The organism is Haladaptatus sp. DYF46, assembly GCF_021083305.1.
In the GTDB taxonomy this organism is placed as follows: Archaea; Halobacteriota; Halobacteria; order Halobacteriales; family Haladaptataceae; genus Haladaptatus.
Map to the genome: position 1 here is coordinate 266,600 of NZ_JAJFAY010000002.1, position 18,822 is coordinate 285,421.

The 18,822-nt window shown below is 62.1% G+C and carries 19 protein-coding genes; 11 read left to right on the top strand and 8 right to left on the bottom strand.

Features of this window, described 5'->3' with window-relative positions; genetic code table 11:
- The first annotated feature begins 63 nt into the window (after positions 1 to 63).
- On the top strand, positions 64 to 2,286 hold the full coding sequence (locus LJF34_RS12485; protein WP_231185339.1) for a CDC48 family AAA ATPase: 2,223 nt from the start codon (positions 64 to 66) through the stop codon (positions 2,284 to 2,286).
- 305 nt (positions 2,287 to 2,591) lie between these two features.
- Complete coding sequence (locus LJF34_RS12490) at positions 2,592 to 3,044, top strand: hypothetical protein (protein WP_231185340.1); 453 nt, start codon at positions 2,592 to 2,594, stop codon at positions 3,042 to 3,044.
- 242 nt (positions 3,045 to 3,286) lie between these two features.
- Here LJF34_RS12490 and phoU read toward each other — a convergent pair whose 3' ends face one another.
- The 5 genes from phoU to LJF34_RS12515 form a co-directional block, all read right to left on the bottom strand.
- Positions 3,287 to 3,964, bottom strand: a complete 678-nt coding sequence (gene phoU / locus LJF34_RS12495; protein WP_231185341.1) for a phosphate signaling complex protein PhoU — start codon at positions 3,962 to 3,964, stop codon at positions 3,287 to 3,289.
- 48 nt (positions 3,965 to 4,012) lie between these two features.
- A complete protein-coding gene (pstB, locus tag LJF34_RS12500) occupies positions 4,013 to 4,813 on the bottom strand; it encodes a phosphate ABC transporter ATP-binding protein PstB (protein ID WP_231186320.1) in 801 nt (266 codons plus the stop codon).
- A gap of 84 nt (positions 4,814 to 4,897) precedes the next feature.
- Positions 4,898 to 6,580, bottom strand: coding sequence for a phosphate ABC transporter permease PstA (gene pstA, locus LJF34_RS12505; protein ID WP_231185342.1), 1,683 nt, complete (start codon positions 6,578 to 6,580; stop codon positions 4,898 to 4,900).
- Position 6,581: 1 nt separating this feature from the next.
- A complete protein-coding gene (gene pstC / locus LJF34_RS12510) occupies positions 6,582 to 7,538 on the bottom strand; it encodes a phosphate ABC transporter permease subunit PstC (protein WP_231185343.1) in 957 nt (318 codons plus the stop codon).
- 55 nt (positions 7,539 to 7,593) lie between these two features.
- On the bottom strand, positions 7,594 to 8,595 hold the full coding sequence (locus LJF34_RS12515; RefSeq protein WP_231185344.1) for a PstS family phosphate ABC transporter substrate-binding protein: 1,002 nt from the start codon (positions 8,593 to 8,595) through the stop codon (positions 7,594 to 7,596).
- A gap of 322 nt (positions 8,596 to 8,917) precedes the next feature.
- Here LJF34_RS12515 and LJF34_RS12520 point away from each other — a divergent pair, with 322 nt between their 5' ends.
- Positions 8,918 to 9,913, top strand: coding sequence for a phosphate uptake regulator PhoU (locus LJF34_RS12520; protein ID WP_231185345.1), 996 nt, complete (start codon positions 8,918 to 8,920; stop codon positions 9,911 to 9,913).
- A gap of 110 nt (positions 9,914 to 10,023) precedes the next feature.
- On the opposite strand, the gene LJF34_RS12525 is transcribed toward LJF34_RS12520, so the two are convergent.
- Positions 10,024 to 10,401, bottom strand: a complete 378-nt coding sequence (locus tag LJF34_RS12525) for a 30S ribosomal protein S8e (protein ID WP_231185346.1) — start codon at positions 10,399 to 10,401, stop codon at positions 10,024 to 10,026.
- A gap of 91 nt (positions 10,402 to 10,492) precedes the next feature.
- Between LJF34_RS12525 and LJF34_RS12530 the strand changes: the two genes are divergently transcribed.
- Both LJF34_RS12530 and LJF34_RS12535 read left to right on the top strand, forming a co-directional pair.
- Positions 10,493 to 10,939 carry a DUF2240 family protein gene (locus LJF34_RS12530; RefSeq protein ID WP_231185347.1) on the top strand — a complete coding sequence of 149 codons (447 nt, stop codon included), beginning with the start codon at positions 10,493 to 10,495 and terminating at the stop codon, positions 10,937 to 10,939.
- A 24-nt stretch (positions 10,940 to 10,963) separates the two neighbouring features.
- On the top strand, positions 10,964 to 11,332 hold the full coding sequence (locus LJF34_RS12535) for a hypothetical protein (protein ID WP_231185348.1): 369 nt from the start codon (positions 10,964 to 10,966) through the stop codon (positions 11,330 to 11,332).
- Here the strand turns inward: LJF34_RS12535 and LJF34_RS12540 are convergent.
- Entirely contained in the window at positions 11,329 to 12,009 is a 681-nt protein-coding gene (locus LJF34_RS12540; RefSeq protein WP_231185349.1) for an HAD family hydrolase, read from the bottom strand. The two genes, LJF34_RS12535 and LJF34_RS12540, sit on opposite strands and share 4 nt — an antisense overlap.
- Before the next feature lie 72 nt (positions 12,010 to 12,081).
- On the opposite strand from LJF34_RS12540, the gene pyrF reads away from it, so the two are divergent.
- Entirely contained in the window at positions 12,082 to 12,879 is a 798-nt protein-coding gene (gene pyrF / locus LJF34_RS12545; protein ID WP_231185350.1) for an orotidine-5'-phosphate decarboxylase, read from the top strand.
- Positions 12,880 to 12,909: 30 nt separating this feature from the next.
- On the opposite strand, the gene LJF34_RS12550 is transcribed toward pyrF, so the two are convergent.
- Positions 12,910 to 13,137, bottom strand: a complete 228-nt coding sequence (locus tag LJF34_RS12550; RefSeq protein ID WP_231186321.1) for a hypothetical protein — start codon at positions 13,135 to 13,137, stop codon at positions 12,910 to 12,912.
- Positions 13,138 to 13,245: 108 nt separating this feature from the next.
- Between LJF34_RS12550 and LJF34_RS12555 the strand changes: the two genes are divergently transcribed.
- The 5 genes from LJF34_RS12555 (at position 13,246) to nadC (ending at position 18,699) form a co-directional block, all read left to right on the top strand.
- Entirely contained in the window at positions 13,246 to 14,808 is a 1,563-nt protein-coding gene (locus tag LJF34_RS12555) for an amidohydrolase (RefSeq protein WP_231185351.1), read from the top strand.
- 25 nt (positions 14,809 to 14,833) lie between these two features.
- Positions 14,834 to 15,022, top strand: coding sequence for a hypothetical protein (locus LJF34_RS12560; RefSeq protein ID WP_231185352.1), 189 nt, complete (start codon positions 14,834 to 14,836; stop codon positions 15,020 to 15,022).
- 164 nt (positions 15,023 to 15,186) lie between these two features.
- Positions 15,187 to 16,311 carry a quinolinate synthase NadA gene (gene nadA / locus LJF34_RS12565; RefSeq protein ID WP_231185353.1) on the top strand — a complete coding sequence of 375 codons (1,125 nt, stop codon included), beginning with the start codon at positions 15,187 to 15,189 and terminating at the stop codon, positions 16,309 to 16,311.
- On the top strand, positions 16,308 to 17,903 hold the full coding sequence (locus LJF34_RS12570) for an FAD-dependent oxidoreductase (RefSeq protein ID WP_231185354.1): 1,596 nt from the start codon (positions 16,308 to 16,310) through the stop codon (positions 17,901 to 17,903). Before nadA ends, LJF34_RS12570 begins: the two co-directional genes overlap by 4 nt.
- On the top strand, positions 17,893 to 18,699 hold the full coding sequence (gene nadC, locus LJF34_RS12575; protein ID WP_231185355.1) for a carboxylating nicotinate-nucleotide diphosphorylase: 807 nt from the start codon (positions 17,893 to 17,895) through the stop codon (positions 18,697 to 18,699). The genes LJF34_RS12570 and nadC overlap by 11 nt, the downstream gene beginning before the upstream one ends.
- The last annotated feature ends 123 nt before the right edge of the window (positions 18,700 to 18,822 follow it).

Genomic DNA, 18,822 nt, shown 5'->3' on the forward strand with positions numbered 1-18,822 from the left:
CGGTAGCACAGGACTTATGCCTCGCGAACTATCACCCACAACTATCCCCGTGACTGAACAATCATGAACGAAGTGCAACTGGAGGTGGCGAAGGCGTATCCGAACGATTCGGGACGCGGTATCGCCCGTCTCGACCCGGACACGCTCTTGCATCTGAAGCTGAGCCCCGGAGATATCATCGAGATAGAAGGAGGAGATACGACTGCGGCCAAGGTCTGGCGTGCCGACCGGCAGGACTGGAACACCGATACGGTTCGTATCGACGGTTTTACCCGCCAAAACGCCGACGTCGGTATCGGCGAACGCGTCGAGATTCGTAAGGCGGAGGCCGACAAGGCCGACAAACTCGTACTCGCACCGCCCGAGGAGGCGAGCGTCCAGTTCGGCAGCGACGCCGCCGGAATGGTCAAACGACAGATTCTGAAACGACCCGTCGTCGAACGCGACATCGTGCCCGTCATGTCGAGCACGAACCACCCGTTCATGCGCTCGCCGGGACAGGCGATTCCGCTCATCGCGGTCGAAACCGACCCGCAGGGCGTCTGCCTCATCACCGAGGATACGGAAGTCGAATTGCGGGAAGAGCCGATTTCGGGCTTCGAGAAGACCGGCGGCGGTATCACCTACGAGGACATCGGCGGTCTCCAGAACGAGATCCAACGCGTCCGGGAGATGGTCGAACTCCCGATGAAGCACCCGCAGATCTTCCAGAAACTCGGCATCGAGCCGCCGCAGGGTGTGCTCCTCCACGGTCCACCGGGAACCGGGAAGACGCTGTTGGCGAAAGCCGTCGCCAACGAGACCAGCGCGAGTTTCTTCTCCATCGCGGGACCGGAAATCATCTCGAAATACTACGGCGAGTCCGAACAACAACTCCGTGAAATCTTCGAGGACGCCGCCGAGGAATCCCCTTCCATCATCTTCATCGACGAACTCGACTCCATCGCGCCGAAACGCGAGGACGTGACCGGCGAAGTCGAACGTCGGGTCGTCGCCCAACTGCTTACGATGATGGACGGATTGGAAGCGCGCGGACAGGTCATCGTCATCGCCGCGACGAACCGCGTCGATTCGGTGGACCCAGCGCTCCGCCGCCCCGGCCGCTTCGACCGCGAAATCGAAATCGGCGTGCCGGACGAGGAGGGACGGACGGAAATCCTGCAGATACACACCCGCGGGATGCCCCTGTCCGACGACGTGAACCTCCCCGGCCTGTCGAACGACACACACGGGTTCGTCGGTGCCGACATCGAGAGCCTGACGAAGGAGGCCGCGATGAAGGCACTCCGGCGCTATCTGCCGGAAATCGACTTGGACGAGGAGTCCATCCCGCCGTCGCTCATCGACCGGATGATCGTCAAGCGCGAGGACTTCCGCGGCGCGCTGAACGAGGTGGAACCCTCCGCGATGCGCGAGGTGCTCGTCGAACTCCCGAAGGTGTCGTGGGACGACGTCGGCGGCCTCGAAGACCCCAAGAGTCAGGTCAAAGAGAGCGTCGAATGGCCGCTCTCCTCGCCGGAGAAGTTCGAACGCATGGGAATCGAACCGCCGTCCGGCGTCCTGCTCTACGGGCCGCCCGGAACCGGGAAGACGCTCATGGCGAAAGCCGTCGCCAACGAGACGAACGCCAACTTCATCAGCGTGCGCGGCCCGCAACTGCTGTCGAAGTGGGTCGGCGAGTCGGAGAAGGCCATCCGGCAGACGTTCCGCAAGGCGCGGCAGGTCAGCCCGACGGTCATCTTCTTCGACGAACTCGACAGCCTCGCCCCCGGACGGGGACAGGAGGTCGGGAGCAACGTCTCGGAGCGCGTCGTCAACCAGCTCCTCACCGAACTCGACGGCTTGGAGGACAAGGGCGACGTGATGGTCATCGGCGCGACAAACCGCCCGGACATGATCGACCCGGCGCTCATCCGCTCCGGTCGCTTCGACCGCCTCGTCATGATCGGCCAACCCGACGAGGAGGGCCGCGAGCAGATCCTCAAGATTCACACCGAGGACAGTCCGCTCGCGCCCGACGTGAGCCTCCGCGAACTCGCGGAGATGACCGACGGCTACGTCGGCAGCGACCTGGAATCCATCGCCCGCGAGGCCGCAATCGAGGCCCTGCGCGAGGACGACGACGCGGAGGAAGTCGAGATGCGACACTTCCGCGCCGCGATGGAGAGCGTCCGCGCCACGGTCACGGAGGACCTCCTCGACTACTACACCGACATGGAACAGGAGTTCAAGGGCGGGTCGTCCGGTCCACAGCGCCAGACCGGCGGCCGCATCGGCTTCCAATAAGAACGACCTTTTACGACGGTCGCAAGCGGAAACGGCGACGACCGTCGCCGTTTCCGCTGGCTTCCTGTAAAAGCTCGACCAAAAGCACTTCGTCACCCTACTTAGTCACGGAGAAGAACTCGCGGAGCGAGTTCTTCTCGTTCCTTCGAGGGTTTCTCGGCCCGGAAAATCTCCGATTTTCCGGTGACGAACTGGTGCCCCAGCGGTTGACCAGCCCGCTGATTCTCGGCGGTTGGCTCGTTTGTTCTTCTGTTCTCGAAACCAGTATAGAGAAAATATTTACTCGACCGATACAGACACAGGATATGAAATCCCCGTCCCGACGGTCCCTCCTCCGACGATTTGGTGTCCTCTCCGCGGGCGGTGTGATCGGTGGGTTGAGCGGTTGCTCGGCGCTCGCTCGACCCGAAACGGCGCGTCTCGCGGAACTGATACTGCTCAATCTCGATGAACCCCCACACACTGTTCACGTTCGGATTTCTCGGGACGGTGAACGGGTTCATACCGCAGACTACACTCTTGACGAGGGTTCGGAGTTCGGAACCCATGAAAATCCGGCACCGGTCATACAGGAGGAGTGGATGTCGACGCCGGGTAAATACACCGTCGCGGCACGAGTCGATGACCAGTCCGACTGGTACGAACATCGATTTCCGGCAAAGACCCGGCAGGGAGACTGTTTTTCCGTGACCATCCGTATTCGTCAAGGCGGTTGGCTGGATATGCCGTCGAACGAAACGGATTCCTGTGGCGAGTGAGCGAATGCTGCATCAAAAGTAGGGAATCGGCAGGGGCACAGCCGCCGGTCGCTAGAATTCTCACCGCGAACGAGGCGAACGGCGAAGCCGTGAGCCGAGTGAGCGGACTCGGCGCGGACTGACGAGGCGCTTCGCGCCTCGGAAGGAGCACCGAGGTTTTGGTGCAGATTTTTCCAGGGAGACGGACGAAGCCAGCGCGAATCGCGCTGGCTTCGTTTCTCGACCGCAGAAAAAGGTGCGTTCTAGTAGATCAGCTCGTCGTCGTTTTCGACCATGTAGAAGGTGCGAGCGGCGATGTTGACGGCGTGGTCACCGATGCGTTCCAAGTCGCGGATGGTCAGGAGGAGACGCGACACGTCCTGCAGGAGTCGCTCGATTTCCTGTTCCGTGTTCTCTTCGAGTTCGGTTTCGATGAGGTCACGGACGACGAGGGTGCTGGCGCGTTCACAGAGGTCGTCCAAGTCCTCGTCCCGGTCGGCGACGGCGTAGCAGTCCTCGGTGTTCTCGTTGTCGTAGGCCTCCATCGTCACTTCGAGCATGTCGAGCGTGACGGTCCCGAGTTCCTGAATGTCGACTTCGGGGAACCTGTCTTGGTCCGCTTCGAGCGTGTACTCCCCGAGGTTGACGGCGAGGTCGGCGATGCGTTCGAGGTCGGTGATGATCTTGAACGACGCCGCGATCATGCGGAGGTCGGTGGCGACCGGTTGCTGGAGCGCGAAGAGGTCGATACAGTCCTTTTCGAGTTCGAGGTAGAGTTCGTTCACCTCGTAATCGCCCTCGATGACCTCGTGGGCGAGTTCGCGATCCTTCTGTTCGAGCGCGTTGAGGCCGAGACGGAGCCGTTCCATCACGACCTCGCTCATGTACAAGACGTTCTCTCGAAGGTCGGTCAACTGCTGCTGGTAATTTTTACGTGCCATGGTGTGTATGATCAGGTTTCCGTATTTGAATTATGTGGCAGGGAGAATCTACCCGAACTTTCCGGTGATGTAATCTTCGACGCGTTGGTGTTCCGGATTCTCGAATATCTTCTGCGTGTCGTCGAACTCCACGAGTTCGCCGCCGGTCAGGAACACCGCCGTCTTATCGCTGATACGGGCCGCCTGTTGCATGTTGTGGGTGACGATGACGACGGTATAGTCCTCGGCCAGTTCGGCGATGAGGTCTTCGACCTTCGAGGTCGCGACGGGGTCAAGCGCGCTGGCCGGTTCGTCCATCAACAGAATTTCCGGGTCGGGTGCGATGGCGCGGGCGATACAGAGGCGCTGTTGTTGCCCGCCGGAGAGTTCGAGGCCCGACTCGTCCAGTCGGTCCTTCACCTCGTCCCACAGGGCGGCACGTTTCAGCGACTTCTCGACGATTTCGTCGTAGTCCCCGTCCTTGTTCTGGATGTTCAACCCGTACGTGACGTTGTCGTAGATGCTCTTCGGGAACGGGTTCGGCTTCTGGAACACCATCCCGACTCGTCGGCGGAGCGCCACCGGGTCGACGTCGTCGTCGTAGACGTTCTTCCCGCGCAGCGTGAGTTCGCCCTTGACGCGTGCCGCGTCGATGAGGTCGTTCATGCGATTGATACAGCGGAGGAACGTGGACTTCCCACAACCGGATGGACCGATCATCGCGGTGACGCGGTTCTCCGGGATTTCCATGTCGATGCCCCGCAGCGCTTGGTCACTGTCGTACCAGACCTTGACGTCCCTCGCCGTGATGATGGGACGCGTATCCGCACGGCGGACACCTTCGGAGTCCACCTCCGTTTCGATGACCATCTCGTTGGCCCTCGAATTTGATGATTTGTCTGTACTCTCTTTCCGTCCCGATTCCTCGTTCTGCATGTTCTCTTGACTCATTGTTTAGTTGCCTCTCTGAAACTTGTTGCGCAGTGCGATAGCGACGGAGTTCATCGCCAGCATGGCGATCAGCAAGACGACGACACCTGCCGGAACAACCCGGTTGAAGAATTCGTCTGTAGCGAACGCCCCTGCCCACGCGTAAATCTGCATCGGCATCGCAGCGACGACCGACTCGAACGTGCGCGGAACGGGAGCGATGGCCGCCGCACCGATCATTATGAGCGGTGCGGTCTCACCGATTGCACGTCCGAGTCCGAGAATCGTTCCGGTGAGGATGCCGGGGAATGCCCGGGGAAGGACGACGTTTTTCACCGTCTGCCATTTGGTCGCTCCCATTCCGTAGGATGCCTGTCGCATGTCGTCCGGAACCGCCCGAATCGCTTCCTGCGATGAGATAATGATAATGGGCAGGATGAGGAGCGAAAGTGACAATCCTCCCACGACGATAGTACCGGAACCAAACAGGCTACCGGCGACGTATATCGGCGAGAGGCCAAGCGGGTTCGCGATTGCTGGTGGAAGCACCGGAATACCGGGACCGAGATAGGTGACGAAGACACCTGCGGCGAGTAGTCCGTACACGACGCTCGGAACACCAGCCAGATTCGAGACATTGATAGTAATAATTCTGGTCAATTTGTTGTCTGGTGCGTACTCCTCAAGATACACTGCAGAACCGACGCCGACCGGGAACGAAACGAGAGCGACGACGAACATCAACAACACCGAACCAACGATTGCGGGATACAGACCTGCGTCCGCTGCCGTGCTCGAACTGTTGCCCGTGACGAACGCCCAGTCGAGCCACGATTGTGGTCCAGCGAACGAAAACACGTTGACGAGGAACGCCCCAAGGAATGCGCCGCCGATGATGACGGCAGGCAGCGCGAGTCCAACGTTGTTTTCGGGATGATGGGCCATCGTGTCTGCGACGTAGAGTCCGACCGGGACGAGGGCCACCGTCGTCAGAATCGGCGCGGGAACCGCGCCAACACCGACAACGGGGCCGATAAATGCCGAGAGCATCGTCACAAGGAGGATGATACCGGCCGCGATATCGCCGGCTCGCTCCTCGTTCCATCGCTTTCCCACGTAGCTTCTCCCGACAAGTGCCGCCACCGAGCCGAAGGTGAGTGCCATCGACATGCCATCGGTCGGGATGTAGAGCAGACGGAGGATACCGTACGGCACGAGCACGAACGATGCGGCGAACGTGAGCACCGTGATACCCAACCATCCGAGGAACGGAATATCGAAATCGCTGCGGCTCAATCCGATGGCGAACACAGTGGGGATCGCGAACGCGACGAAGTACGCGAACCATATGAGGGGGTACACCACGTCGATAAAGACCGTCGAGATACCCGCCGCGAATATCGAACCAACGAGTGGAATCCCGAGTGCGGTCACTCCTGTCGAAAGCGACTTTTGGTCTGTTCGGTTCAGATACCAGCCGACGGCGACGGTCGGAAGGACGAACGTCGTGAAGAATACGAGATACCATCCGGGGTCGGCAGTAAGGGGTTGGATGGCGTCGTTCGTCACGTATAGCAACAGGACGCCGAGTGCGACGATTCCGACGAGCGTCGCGACTAACAGTAGGTACTTGAATACCGTCCCGGTGATTCGGCTAACTCGTGAAAACTGTTCCGTCGATTCGTATCCACCAGTGTCCGTTGCCATCTCAGTATTCCTCCCGGTAGTGTTTCGCGATGAGGTCGCTGACAACGTTCATCACGAGCGTGATAATAAACAGGGTTAGACCGAGGGCGAACGCGCTCCGATACGCGATACCGCCACCGGCGAAGTCACCCGTGAGCGAGTGCACGATTGCCGCCGTTATTGGCTGGTTCGGATTGGTGTATTCGAGCGGATTGAGCGGATTCCGGAAGAACGAGACACTCCCTGCCGCGATAGTTACCGCCATCGTCTCCCCAATTGCCCGCGACAGCGCGAGGATAAACGAGGAGAAAATGCCCGAAATCGCCGCAGGAATGACGATTCCGACCGATACGTCGAACTTCGTCGCACCCATTCCGTATCCGGCCTGGCGAAGGCTGTCCGGAACAGCGCTCATCGCATCCTCGCTGATGGATGCGACCATCGGGATGATCATGATACCGACGACGATGCTCGCCGACAGCATGTTGAAAAACTGCAAACCGATAAAAATGTCGAAGAACGGTGTAATATAGATGAGTGCGAAGAATCCGTATACCACGGTTGGGACCCCGGCGAGAATTTCGAGTGCTGGTTTTAACACCGACCGTGTCCGTGGACTCGCGTACTCGCTGAGAAAGAGTGCGGTTGCGACACCCAGCGGCAACGCGATGAATGCTGAACCGATGGTCACCATGAGCGTCCCAGTCAGCGGTGCCAACACACCGAACTGGCCGTTACTGGGTCGCCACGTCGTTTGAGTGAAGAAATCGATGATAGACGTTGTTTCCCCGCTGACGCCCATCAATCCCGCAGTTTCGCTGAAAAACCGCAGCGATTCGTTGAATAACAGAACGACGATACCAACGGTCGTGATTATCGACAGGAGTGCGCAGGTGAAGAAAAACAGACGCGCTAATAGCTCCCGTGACGAATTTCCTGTTCGTCTTGTAAGGCTTTGTGTTATCCGATCAGTACTCATTGTTCGTATTCTCCAGTCGTGTTCGAAAAGGTCTTCGTTTGCCGATTCGGTCGTTTTAGTTACCGTTTACCTTCTCGATGGCGGTTTCGAGGGTGTTCATCTGCTCTTTCTTTTCGGATTCGTCGAGCGGGACGTATCCGACGCTATCCGCTACGATTTCCTTGCTCGTCGCGTTTTCTATCCAGAATTTCGCGAACTCGGCGACATGGTCTTCACTGAGTGCCGACTGCTTCGGGTACGTGAACAGCGGGCGCGAAAGTGGTTTGTACTTGCCGGACTTGGCGGTTTCCAGCGATGGTTTGACACAGCCGTTTCCATTGTCGATGCCGAGCGCTTTCACCTTGTCTTTGGATTCGGTATAGTACGAGAATCCGAGGTATCCAAGTGCATATTTACTCTTTTCGACCCCGCTAATGATACTGCGGTCGTTCTCGCTTGCCTGGTGATCCATTCGGTGTTCGTTGTCTTCGCCGACGATTGCTTCGTGGAAGTAATCAAGCGTTCCGGAGGCCTCCGTTGGTCCGTAAAGGATAATTTTCTCGTCTGGCCACTCCGAGTTCACGTCGCTCCACTTCGTGACCTTGTTGTTGCCACCCTGCCAGATTTGCTTGAGTTGGTCGACGGTCATGCAGTCGACAAAATCGTTGTTCTTGTTGACGATGACCGTTAGGGCGTCCGTCGCCACCTTGAGTTCGACGGGAGTGATGTTGTTTTCCTTGCAGGCGGAAATCTCCTCCTTCTTGATTGGTCGGGAGGCGTTATTGAACTCCGTCTTTCCCGGACAGAAATGGTTTGCAAAACCGCCACCGCTTCCGGTCGATTTGATGTCGATGTTCACGTTTTCGTGTTTTTCAACGAATTTCTCTTGAATCGCCTGTGCCAGCGGAAACACGGTGGAACTGCCGGAGATGCTAATCGAACCGCTCAGTCCACCGTTTCCCTCGGAACCGGTAGCTGCCGGATTTTTCGTGCAGCCTGCGAGCGCGGCTACCCCGGTTATACCCGCTCCCGCAAGGAATTTGCGTCGCGAAATTCCGCGTGACGACTTACCTGACATACACTGAATCCCAAGAACAGAACGTAATAATACGTTGCTATTATTTCTATATACTGCTATGTATGGTACCCTTCTACGGGTGTCTAACCGTAACACACCGACGACGACAGCGCACTATTCGGTGATATCCGGGGTTTTCAGCGAATTTCATCGCTTTGCACCCCGTATGTATTCTATAATTTTGGCTCATTGAGCTGTTGAAAAGATATCTTATCGGGGATAGTTCGATGGGATACCATAGTATCTTCGGAAATCATCTCTGTTCCGAACGAGTATATAGAGATAGTTGGATTTATAGTGTCCGCCGAACCAAGCAGTCGGTATGGAGACGCGCAAAGTCCAGGTGACGGGCGGTTCGACGTACACCGTTTCGCTTCCGAAGACGTGGGCGACGGACAACGGCGTCGAGGCCGGGAGCGTCGTCGAGTTCTATCCCGAGTCCGACTCGTTGTTGCTCACGCCGAAAAGCGAACGCGGACAGTTGGAAGGCTCTATAGATATCACGAAACTGCAGGACGAGGAACTTCGACGTGCGGTGTTCACAATGTACGTGAGCGGGTTCGACATCATCACGCTGGAGGCGACCCGCATCACGACCGAACAGCGCCGGACCATCAGCGCCGCGACCCAGAGCCTCGTCGGCCTGGAGGTCCTCGAAGAGACCGGGAACAAGGTCGTGATTCAGGACCTTCTGGACTCCTCGGAGCTCTCGATTCACAACGCGGTCACGCGCATGCGACTCATCGCCCTCTCGATGCTGGACGACGCCATCACCGCCATCGCCGAGAACGACGACGACATCGCGCGTGACGTCATCGAGCGCGACGAGGACGTTGACCGCCTCTGGTTCGTCGTCTCGCGCATCTTCCGGGCGACGCTCCGCACGGCGAAGGCGACGGAGGAACTCGGGATGAGCCGCGAGGTGTGTTTCGACTACCATTCGAGCGCCCGCCAGCTCGAACGCATCGCCGACCACGCCGCGAAAATCGGGCGGCTCACCCTCCAGTTGCCGGAGGTGGACTCGGACGTCATCCGGAGTTACGAGGAACTCCACGAGGACTCCACCGCGGTGATCGACACGGCGATGGACGCGCTCCTGATGGACGACAGCGAGAAGGCGACCGAAATGGCCAACGAAGCGCGCGAATCCATCCTCCACCTCGACGAACACGCGCGCGCGATCGACAAACTCCTCCGGGACCAGGACCCACAGCAGGCACAACTCCTCGGACTGGTCGTGGACTCGCTGTCCCGGTGTGCCGACTACGGCGGCAACATCGCCGAGACGGCGCTCCAGAAGGCCGCACCGCGTCCCTGAGAGCGGGCGACGGATTTTCACCTCGTATCGGCGCTCGCGTATCGACTCCATTCCCAAACGGGAAGAAGTGCCGTCGCTCCGCGGTTCGTGAATCGAAAAAGCCGGATCGATTATTCGTCGTCGACGAGGACGGCGTTGACCTGACCGGTCTGGCCGGGACGCGAGGTCACGCGGGCCTTCCCTTCGGTCGTGACGATAACGGCGCCCTTCGTGATGATGTTTCGGCGGGCGTAGTTCGGGTTCGCGCCGTTTTCGAGGACGTCCTGAATCGTCGCGCTGACGGTTTCGTCGCCGGTGGTGACGTTGGCGACGTCGGTCGTGAGCGCGCGAATCTTCGAGTTACGGCCGCGGGCGTCGGTCGTTCGGTAGCGCGGTTCGCCGACCTGCGTCTCGGTCGGTTCTCGGCCGAGTTCGTGCTTTTTCTTCTTTCGAAGGTCCTTCAGTCGTCCACCGGTCCGCTTTCGCGTGGAGCGTCCTTGGTCTTTCATATCGGGAAAGTAGCCTACGAAATACTTCAATGACTCGGTTCGCAATCCCACATCGGCAGATTTAGGCCGCCGTGTCCAGTTTCGCCGGACGATGAGTTTGCGGATCGCCGTCGCCGCGCCGTTTCAGCAGAACGGCCGCGGACGAATGCGTGAAAGCGAGTTCGTGGTATCGCTATCGCTCGACAGGGACTGGTTTTCTCCCGACCAAGCCAAGCGGCTCGTGGACGTCGCCAGCGGACAGGGACTGCTGTCCCAGGAGGACGGCGAACTGGTCGCCGAGTTCGACACGGCGAGCGTCGAGATTCCCGACGACTTCGTCCCCGACGAGAGCCTGTTGCAGGAGCAATCGACGTTCGAAAAGGTCCTGGACAAGGTCGTCTCCGACGGGACGAGCAAACAGACCGCCGTCGCCGAAATCAACGAACTCCAGCGGGAGGCCGCCCTCACGGTCGAAGCGGCGGCGGTCGTCTACGCGCGACGGAAGGGTATCGACGTGAGCGCCGAGGCGGACGCGGCGCTCGCGGACCTCAAAACGTAAACCGCCGCCCCGCCAACGCCGGGTATGGTCGAGGATAGGATCACCGACGGGGTGCGCATCGCACAACTGCTCTCCTCCGAGTTCGACGGTCGGGAGGACCCGCCGCTCGATTCGGTCGCCGTCGTAAACGCGGACTCGGACGTCGAACCGAGCGAGGAGGGTACGCTGGCCTACGAACTCGAACGGAGGGGCGAACCGGCGGCGAAGGTGTTCGTCCACCCCGACCGGGTTCGCATCGAACTGACCGATAAAATCGAGGCCGTCGAGCGGAAAGCCGCGGAATCGGGCATCCGCGTCCGACCGAAGGCGGTTCGCCCGCCCCGCGTCCTCGTCTTCGTGGAAAGCGGCGCGGAGGTCAAACGCGCCGTGGACGCCGTAATCGAGTCGTTCTAATCGGGATCGGAACCACACGTGTCGAGCGACGCGATTATTTCGGGGAGCGTGTTGACGAGTTCGTCGCGGTCGACGTACGCGTCGGCGACGGGTTCCGGGTCCGGTCCGTCCGGATACAACACCTGCACCGTTCGGATTCCGGCCTCGTTCGCGCCGCGGACGTCCATCTCCGGGTTGTCGCCGACGTACACCATCTCGGCGGGGGAGACATCGAGGGCCTCACAGAGCGCCTCGAACGCGTGGGGATCCGGCTTTCCCGCGTCGAGTTCCCCGGTGACGACCGTCGCGTCGAAGTGGTCTTCCCACCCTAATTCGGCGAGTTTGCCTCGCTGAGCGGCGACCGGCCCGTTGGTGAGGAGGCCAACGCGATACTCCCGACGGAGTTCCGCGAGCAGGGACGGGATGTCGCCGAGCGGTGCCAGCGCGTCCAGAATCGCCCGCTGATACGCGTCGGTGAGTTCGTCCGCGCCCGCCTCCGGGCTATCCGCGAGCAGATCCGCGAAGATGGGCTTTCGCGATTCGCTCGTCAAGTGACGGCCGTGGGCGTCGAGATACTCCTGACGGGAAAGCGATGGGGCGTTCACCGCTTGGGTCGCGTCCGCGAGCAGTTTTTCCCGCGGTCTGTCGGTCACGGCGAGGGTCTCGTCGAGATCTAACCCGACAGCGGTCACGCACATGGGACATACATGGGACCGAAGTACCTTTACCAGTTCGATAACTCCATGACCCCCGGCGGAAATTTTCCGACCATGAACTTCTTCGACCGCCTCGCGGACCGCATCGCGGCGACGGACAGTATCGTCTCCGTCGGCCTCGACACCGACATCGACCGGATTCCCGAACATCTACACGAGCACGATCTGCCGCGCTGGGCGTTCAACCGGCGCATCATCGACGCCACGCACGAACACGCGGCGGTGTACAAACCAAACCTCGCGTTCTACGAGGACGCGGATGGATGGGCGGCGCTGGAGGAGACCATCGCGTACGCACACGGAAAGGACGTGCCGGTCCTCCTCGACGCGAAGCGCGCCGACATCGGCAACACGGCGCGCCAGTACGCGAAACTCCTCGATTCGGCCGACGCCATCACGGTCAATCCGTACATGGGCCGCGACTCGCTCGACCCGTTCCTCTCGCAGGAAGAGAAGGGCGTCTTCATCCTCTGTCGGACCTCGAACCCCGGCGGGTCGGACATGCAGAACCTCGAACTCGCGTCCGGCGAGACCCTCTACGAGTGGGTCGCCTCGCTCGCCGACCTGTGGAACGGCAACGGCAACGTCGGCCTCGTCGTGGGTGCGACGACGCCCGACGAACTCGAAGAACTCCGCGAACGCGTCCCGGACCTGCCGTTCCTCGTCCCCGGCGTCGGCGCACAGGGCGGCGACGTGGAAGCGGCGGCGACCTACGCGCTCGCGGACGGGGCGGGACTCGTGAACTCTTCGCGGGGCATCATCTTCGCGGGCGAGGACGCAGGGGAGCGGTTCGCCGAAGCGTCGGGGCAGGCCGCAAAGCGACTGAAAAAGCGACTGAACCGGTACCGATAGCCGCGATGTCGATGACCGCGGACCGCGCCGTCAGAACTGGTGCGTTTCGTCCTCGGTGTCCGGCGGGGTGATGTCCTCGCTGCCGGGGCCGTTCGGCGTCCGGTGGTCGCCCTCGCCGACGCCGAGTTCCGCGGCGCACTCGACGCAAAACCCGCTCTGTCGGTCCCAGTCGTCGTCGCAGACGAGGGCACCGCAGCGGTCACAGTCGTGTGTCGCTTCCGCCGTCTCGCAGATTTGACACAGGCCGGTTACGCTCATGGTCGCCCCGACGACGGCGACGCACATCAGTCTGCGGGCGGGTTCGGTTTCTCCTCGCGTTCTGCCGTACCCCGAACAGTTATCGCCGTCCGAACAGACCACGAAAGCATGACAGCGCCAGCGGATGTGATTCTCACGAACGCGGAGGTACACACCCTGACGGACGGCGACGAAACCGCCGAAGCGGTCGCCGTCAGAGGCGGGGAGATCGTCCGCATCGATTCGGCCTACGAAGTCGCGTTCCTCGACGGCACCGAAACCGAGATCATCGACCTCGGGGGACGGGTCCTCCTGCCGGGATTCATCGACGCCCACACGCACATGCAGACGGCCGGGAGCTATCTCGTCAACGCCGACCTCTCGGCCGCCGACTCGCCCGCCGATTGCGTGAACCTGCTGGCCGAGTTGAACGCCGACCGCGAGTGGGTGCTCGGCTACGGGTTCGACGAGAGCATGTGGGACGAATCGCGCTACCTCACCCGCGAGGACCTCGACGAGGTGAGCGAAACCCGCCCCGTCGTCGCGTTCCGCGAAGACCTGCACGTCGCCTCCGTCAACGGCGTCGTCCTCGACCGACTCGGCGAGGAGATGCCCGACGAGGACATGGAAACGGAGGACGGCGAACCGACCGGCGTCATCGTGGAGGACGCGGTCAACGTCGTGTACGAGACCATCGAACCCGACGCCGAGACGACGCGGAAACTCCTCCTCGCGGCACAGCGGGACGCCAACGAGAAGGGCGTCACGGGCGTTCACGACATGGTTCGCCGGTCGCGCGCGCCGAAGGTGTACCGCGACCTCGAACTCGACGGCGACCTGACGATGCGGGTTCGCATCAACTACTGGAGCGACCACATCGAGGCCGCGGACGAGGTCGGCCTCGTGACGAATCACGGCAGTCAGATGGTGACGACGGGCGCGATAAAGTCCTTCACCGACGGCAGTTTCGGCGGTCGGACGGCGAAGCTCTCGGAACCGTACGCCGACGCCGACGACGCGGCCGATACGGATGATAATGACGACGTGACTGGCCAATGGGTCGTCGCTCCCGAGGAACTGGACGAAATCGTCGAACGGTCGGACGGCGCGGGCTTTCAGGTGACGGCCCACGCCATCGGCGACGAGGCCATCGAGGCCGTGCTGGACGCCTACGAGAAAACGGAGGACGCAGGCGAGAAGCGCCACCGCGTCGAACACGTCGAACTCGCGACTGACGAACAGATAGAGCGGTTCGCCGAGTCCGGCGTCGTCGCGTCGGTTCAGCCGAACTTCCTGAAGTGGGCGCAACCGGACGGTCTGTACGACGCCCGACTCGGCGAGGAACGACGGACGCGGACGAACCGCTACCGAACGTTGCTCGACGCCGGTGCCCACCTCGCGTTCGGGAGCGACTGCATGCCCCTCGACCCCTTGCTCGGGATTCACCAGACCGTCAACGCCCCCGTCGAGGAACAGCGCCTGTCCGTGACGGAGGCGCTCCGCGCGTACACGCTCGGGGCGGCCTACGCCGGGTTCGACGAGGACGACCTCGGCACGATCGAGAAGGGAAAGCGGGCCGATTTCGTCGTCCTCGACCGCTCGCCGTGGGAACACGCCGACGACATCGAGAACATCGACGTGGCGATGACGGTGGTGGACGGAACCGTCGTCTTCGACGGACGGAACGATTAAGCCGGGGCGACCCCCGATTTCCGTCATGTTCCTCCCCGCCCTCGACACCGGAATCGGTGCCGTCCTCCCAGTGTTCTTGCTCCTCGCGCTCGGTGCCCCGCTTCTCCTCTGGTGGTTCATCGAGACGGAACGGAACCACGAGGAGGAAGAACATCGGGACTGGGAGAGCGCGGAACGTGCCGCACGGCGCGATACGCGGGACGACCGGCGATAGCGAACGCAGGTGAAGGGCCGATTTTCTGGAGAGGTATCTTACGAATAGCCTTCGGTATCGTGGATGAGCCACTTTCAGAATCCGATAGCGCCAATTGAAGAGAAAATTTTTTCAATGCTCGCTGTTGTCGGCTAGGATACTGTAGGTGAACCACCGTGCCAAAAATGGAGACAGCAAACCTCGAAACAGAACTCAGTCTATTCAAATACGACAATTTAGAGCAACTTCCCTCGGAGTACCGCGGACTGAGTGAAAAAGAACGAACGGAGCGCATCGAACGGGCGCTCGCCGAACTGGGGGACGACGTGGTCGTCCTCGGGCACAACTACCAGCGACGGGAGATCGTCGAACACGCGGACTTCGTCGGCGACTCCTATCAGTTGAGCGTCCGGGCCGCCGAAGCGGACGCGAAGTACGTCGTCTTCGGCGGCGTCACGTTCATGGCCGAGTCGGCGGACATCATCACGGACGACGACCAGACGGTCATCCTCCCGTCGATGGAGGCGTCCTGCCCCATGGCCGGGATGGCGGAAGCGTTGCAGGTCGACTCCGCGTGGGCGGACATCGAGGCCGCCGCGCCCGACGCGAACATCGTTCCCGTCACGTACATGAACTCCTACGCCGACCTGAAGGCCTTCTGTGCCGAGCAGGGCGGTGCGGTCTGTACCTCATCGAACGCCCACCGCGTCTTCGAGTGGGCGCTCGAACGAGGGGACAAGGTACTCTTCTTGCCGGACAAACACCTCGGCGAGAACACCGCCTACCGCCTCGGATTGGAAGACGAGACGGCGATGTGGAACCCGTGGGACCCCGAGGAGCAGAGCCCGGACGCCGTGGCGGACGCGAAAATCGTCCTCTGGGACGGCTACTGCCAAGTCCACGAACGCTTCGGCGTGGAACACGTCGAGCGAGTGCGGGAGAATCACCCCGAGGCAAAAGTGGTCGTCCATCCGGAATGTCGCCGCGAGGTCGTGGAGGCGGCCGACGTCGTCGGCAGCACGGCGACGATTTGCGAGTCCGTCGCGGAGGCGGACCCCGGTGAGACGTGGGCCATCGGGACGGAGATTCACCTCGTCGAACACCTCGACCGCTGGCATCCGGAGGTGAACGTGCTTCCCCTCTGCGGCGACGCGTGCATGGACTGCAACGCGATGCGCCAAATCGACCCGAACTACCTGACGTGGGTGCTGGAGGAGTTGGTCGAGGGGCGCGAGCGGAACGTCATCGAAGTCGCGCCGGACGAAAAGGACCTCGCCGAGTTGGCGCTCGACAGGATGTTGGACCTATGAGCGGAGAGGTGGACGACGCCGAAACGACCGACGTGCTCGTCGTCGGCAGCGGCATCGCGGGGTGTAGCGCCGCGCTTTCCGCGGCGCGAGAAGGTGCGGAGGTGGTCCTCGCCACGAAGGCGACGCGGCCCGAAAACGCCTCGACGCACTGGGCGCAGGGCGGCATCGCCGTGACCCGCGACGACCCGGAATCGCTCCACGCCGACGTACTGACGGCGAGCGCGAACACGGCCGACCCGGACGCGGTGGACGTGCTGGTCGAAAACGCGAACGACGCCATCGAGGACGTGCTCATCGACACGCTCGGCGTCGCGTTCGATACGGACGGCGAGGGATTCGACTACGGGCGCGAGGCCGCACACTCAGAGGAGCGAATTCTCCACGTCGATGCCAGCACGGGTCAGTACGTCCTCGGGCCGTTTCTGTCCCATCTGGACGACCATCCCCGTGTGACGATTCGAGAGGACACCGCAGCGCTGTCGCTCGTGACATACGAAGGACGGGTTCACGGTGCAGTGCTGGAACGCGAGGGAGAACTGGGGTCGGTCTTCGCGGGGGCGACGATACTCGCAACCGGCGGCATCGGGGCGCTGTACGGCCACTCGACGAACCCTCCATCGGCGACGGGCGACGGCATCGCCATGGCCGCGCTCGCGGGGGCGAAGACGGCGGACATGGCGTACGTGCAGTTTCACCCGACGGCGTTCGCGGGGGACGGCGCGGAACACCGTTCCGCGAACGGTCGAGTAGTGCGGAACACAGTTCCGCAAACCGTTCGAGCGGGCGAGGCCCGCGAGAAGACGGCGACGCCACGAGACGACACGTTCCTCGTCAGCGAGGCGGTTCGCGGCGAGGGTGCGGTCCTCCGAAACGCCGACGGCGAACGGTTCATGTGCGACGCGCATCCCGACGCCGAGTTGGCACCGCGCGACGTGGTGGCCCGCGCGGTTCAGCGTGAACGCGAACGAACCGGGGAGGTCCGCCTCGACACGACGCCGCTCGACTTCGCCGGAACGTTCCCGGACCTCGCGGCGAAATGCGACGAGCGGGGCGTTCCTCACGACTCGATTCCGGTCGCGCCGAGCGAACACTTCCTCTGCGGCGGTATCGACGCGGACGACAGGGGTCGAACGAGCCTCGACCGCCTGTTCGCGGTCGGCGAGTGCGCCCGAACCGGCGTGCACGGCGCGAACCGACTCGCCTCGACCAGCCTGCTCGAAGGGTTGGTGTGGGGACTCCGCGCCGGGGAGACGGCGGCGAACGTCGAAACCGGCCCCGAACCGGTCGAAACTCCCGACCTGCTGAACAGCGACCCGGCGCTTCCGGCGGGCTTCGCCCGGGACAAGTTCACCCGACTACGGACGGTGATGGACGAGTGCGTCGGCCTCTCGCGGACCCCCGCCGACCTGCGGCGAGCGACGGCGATGCTTCGACGGTTGAAGGGCGAGGTGGACGCCTACGCCAGAACTCGCACCGCGCGGGACCTGTACGAACTCCGGAACGCGAGCGTCGTGTCGCTCCTCATCGCGCGGGACGCGCTGGACGCCGAGTCCGTCGGTTGTCACCACGTGGAGGAACTCCGTGCTGACTGACAGGGACGTGGAGCGCTGGCTCCGCGAGGACGTGGGACACCGTGACGTGACGAACCACGTCCCCGGCGAGACGGTCGGACGACTCGTCGCGCGGGAGTCCGGCGTCGTCGCCGGAACGGACGCCGCGCGGGCCGTGTTCGACTACCTCGGCTGCGAGGTTCGTTCCGCGGTCGGAGACGGGAGCAGCATCGAGGCTGGCGACGCGGCCTTCGAGGTTCACGGTCCGGCGACGGCCGTCCTTCGGGGTGAGCGAGTCGCGGTCAACATCGTCGGCCACGCGTCGGGCGTCGCGACGAAGACGGCAGAGGCGGTGGCCGCCGCGCGAACCGTCACCGACGACGTGGCGATCGCGGGGACGCGAAAGACGACGCCCGGCCTCCGCGGCATCGAAAAGCGGGCCGTCGCGGCCGGCGGCGGCGATACGCACCGACTCACGCTCTCGGGGATGGTCATGGTCAAGGACAACCACATCGAGGAGATGGGGATGGACGGCGCGATAGCGCACTTCCGCGAGTTGGCGTCGTTCGCCGCAAAAATCGAGGTGGAGGTGGAGCGTCCGGCGGACGGCCGCCGGGCGGCGGACGCGGGTGCCGACATCGTGATGTTCGACAACCTCTCGCCGGAGGACGTCGAGCGAGGCGTCGAACTGCTTCCCGATGGCGTCCTCGCGGAGGCGAGCGGCGGCATCGGGGTCGAGGACGTGCCGGCGTACGCCGGGACCGGCGTGGATGTGATCTCCATCGGTGCGTTGACCCACAGCGCGCCGTCGCTCGACTTCTCGTTCCGCACCGGGTGAGAAGTCGGCGGCGGACGGTCCGTCGAGACGGTGTGAAACGGATGGAGGAAAAGGGGAACGAAGGGAGAGAAATCGAAAGGGAACCACCGGGAGGGATTTCACCCCCCGGTGAAACGTATCCGT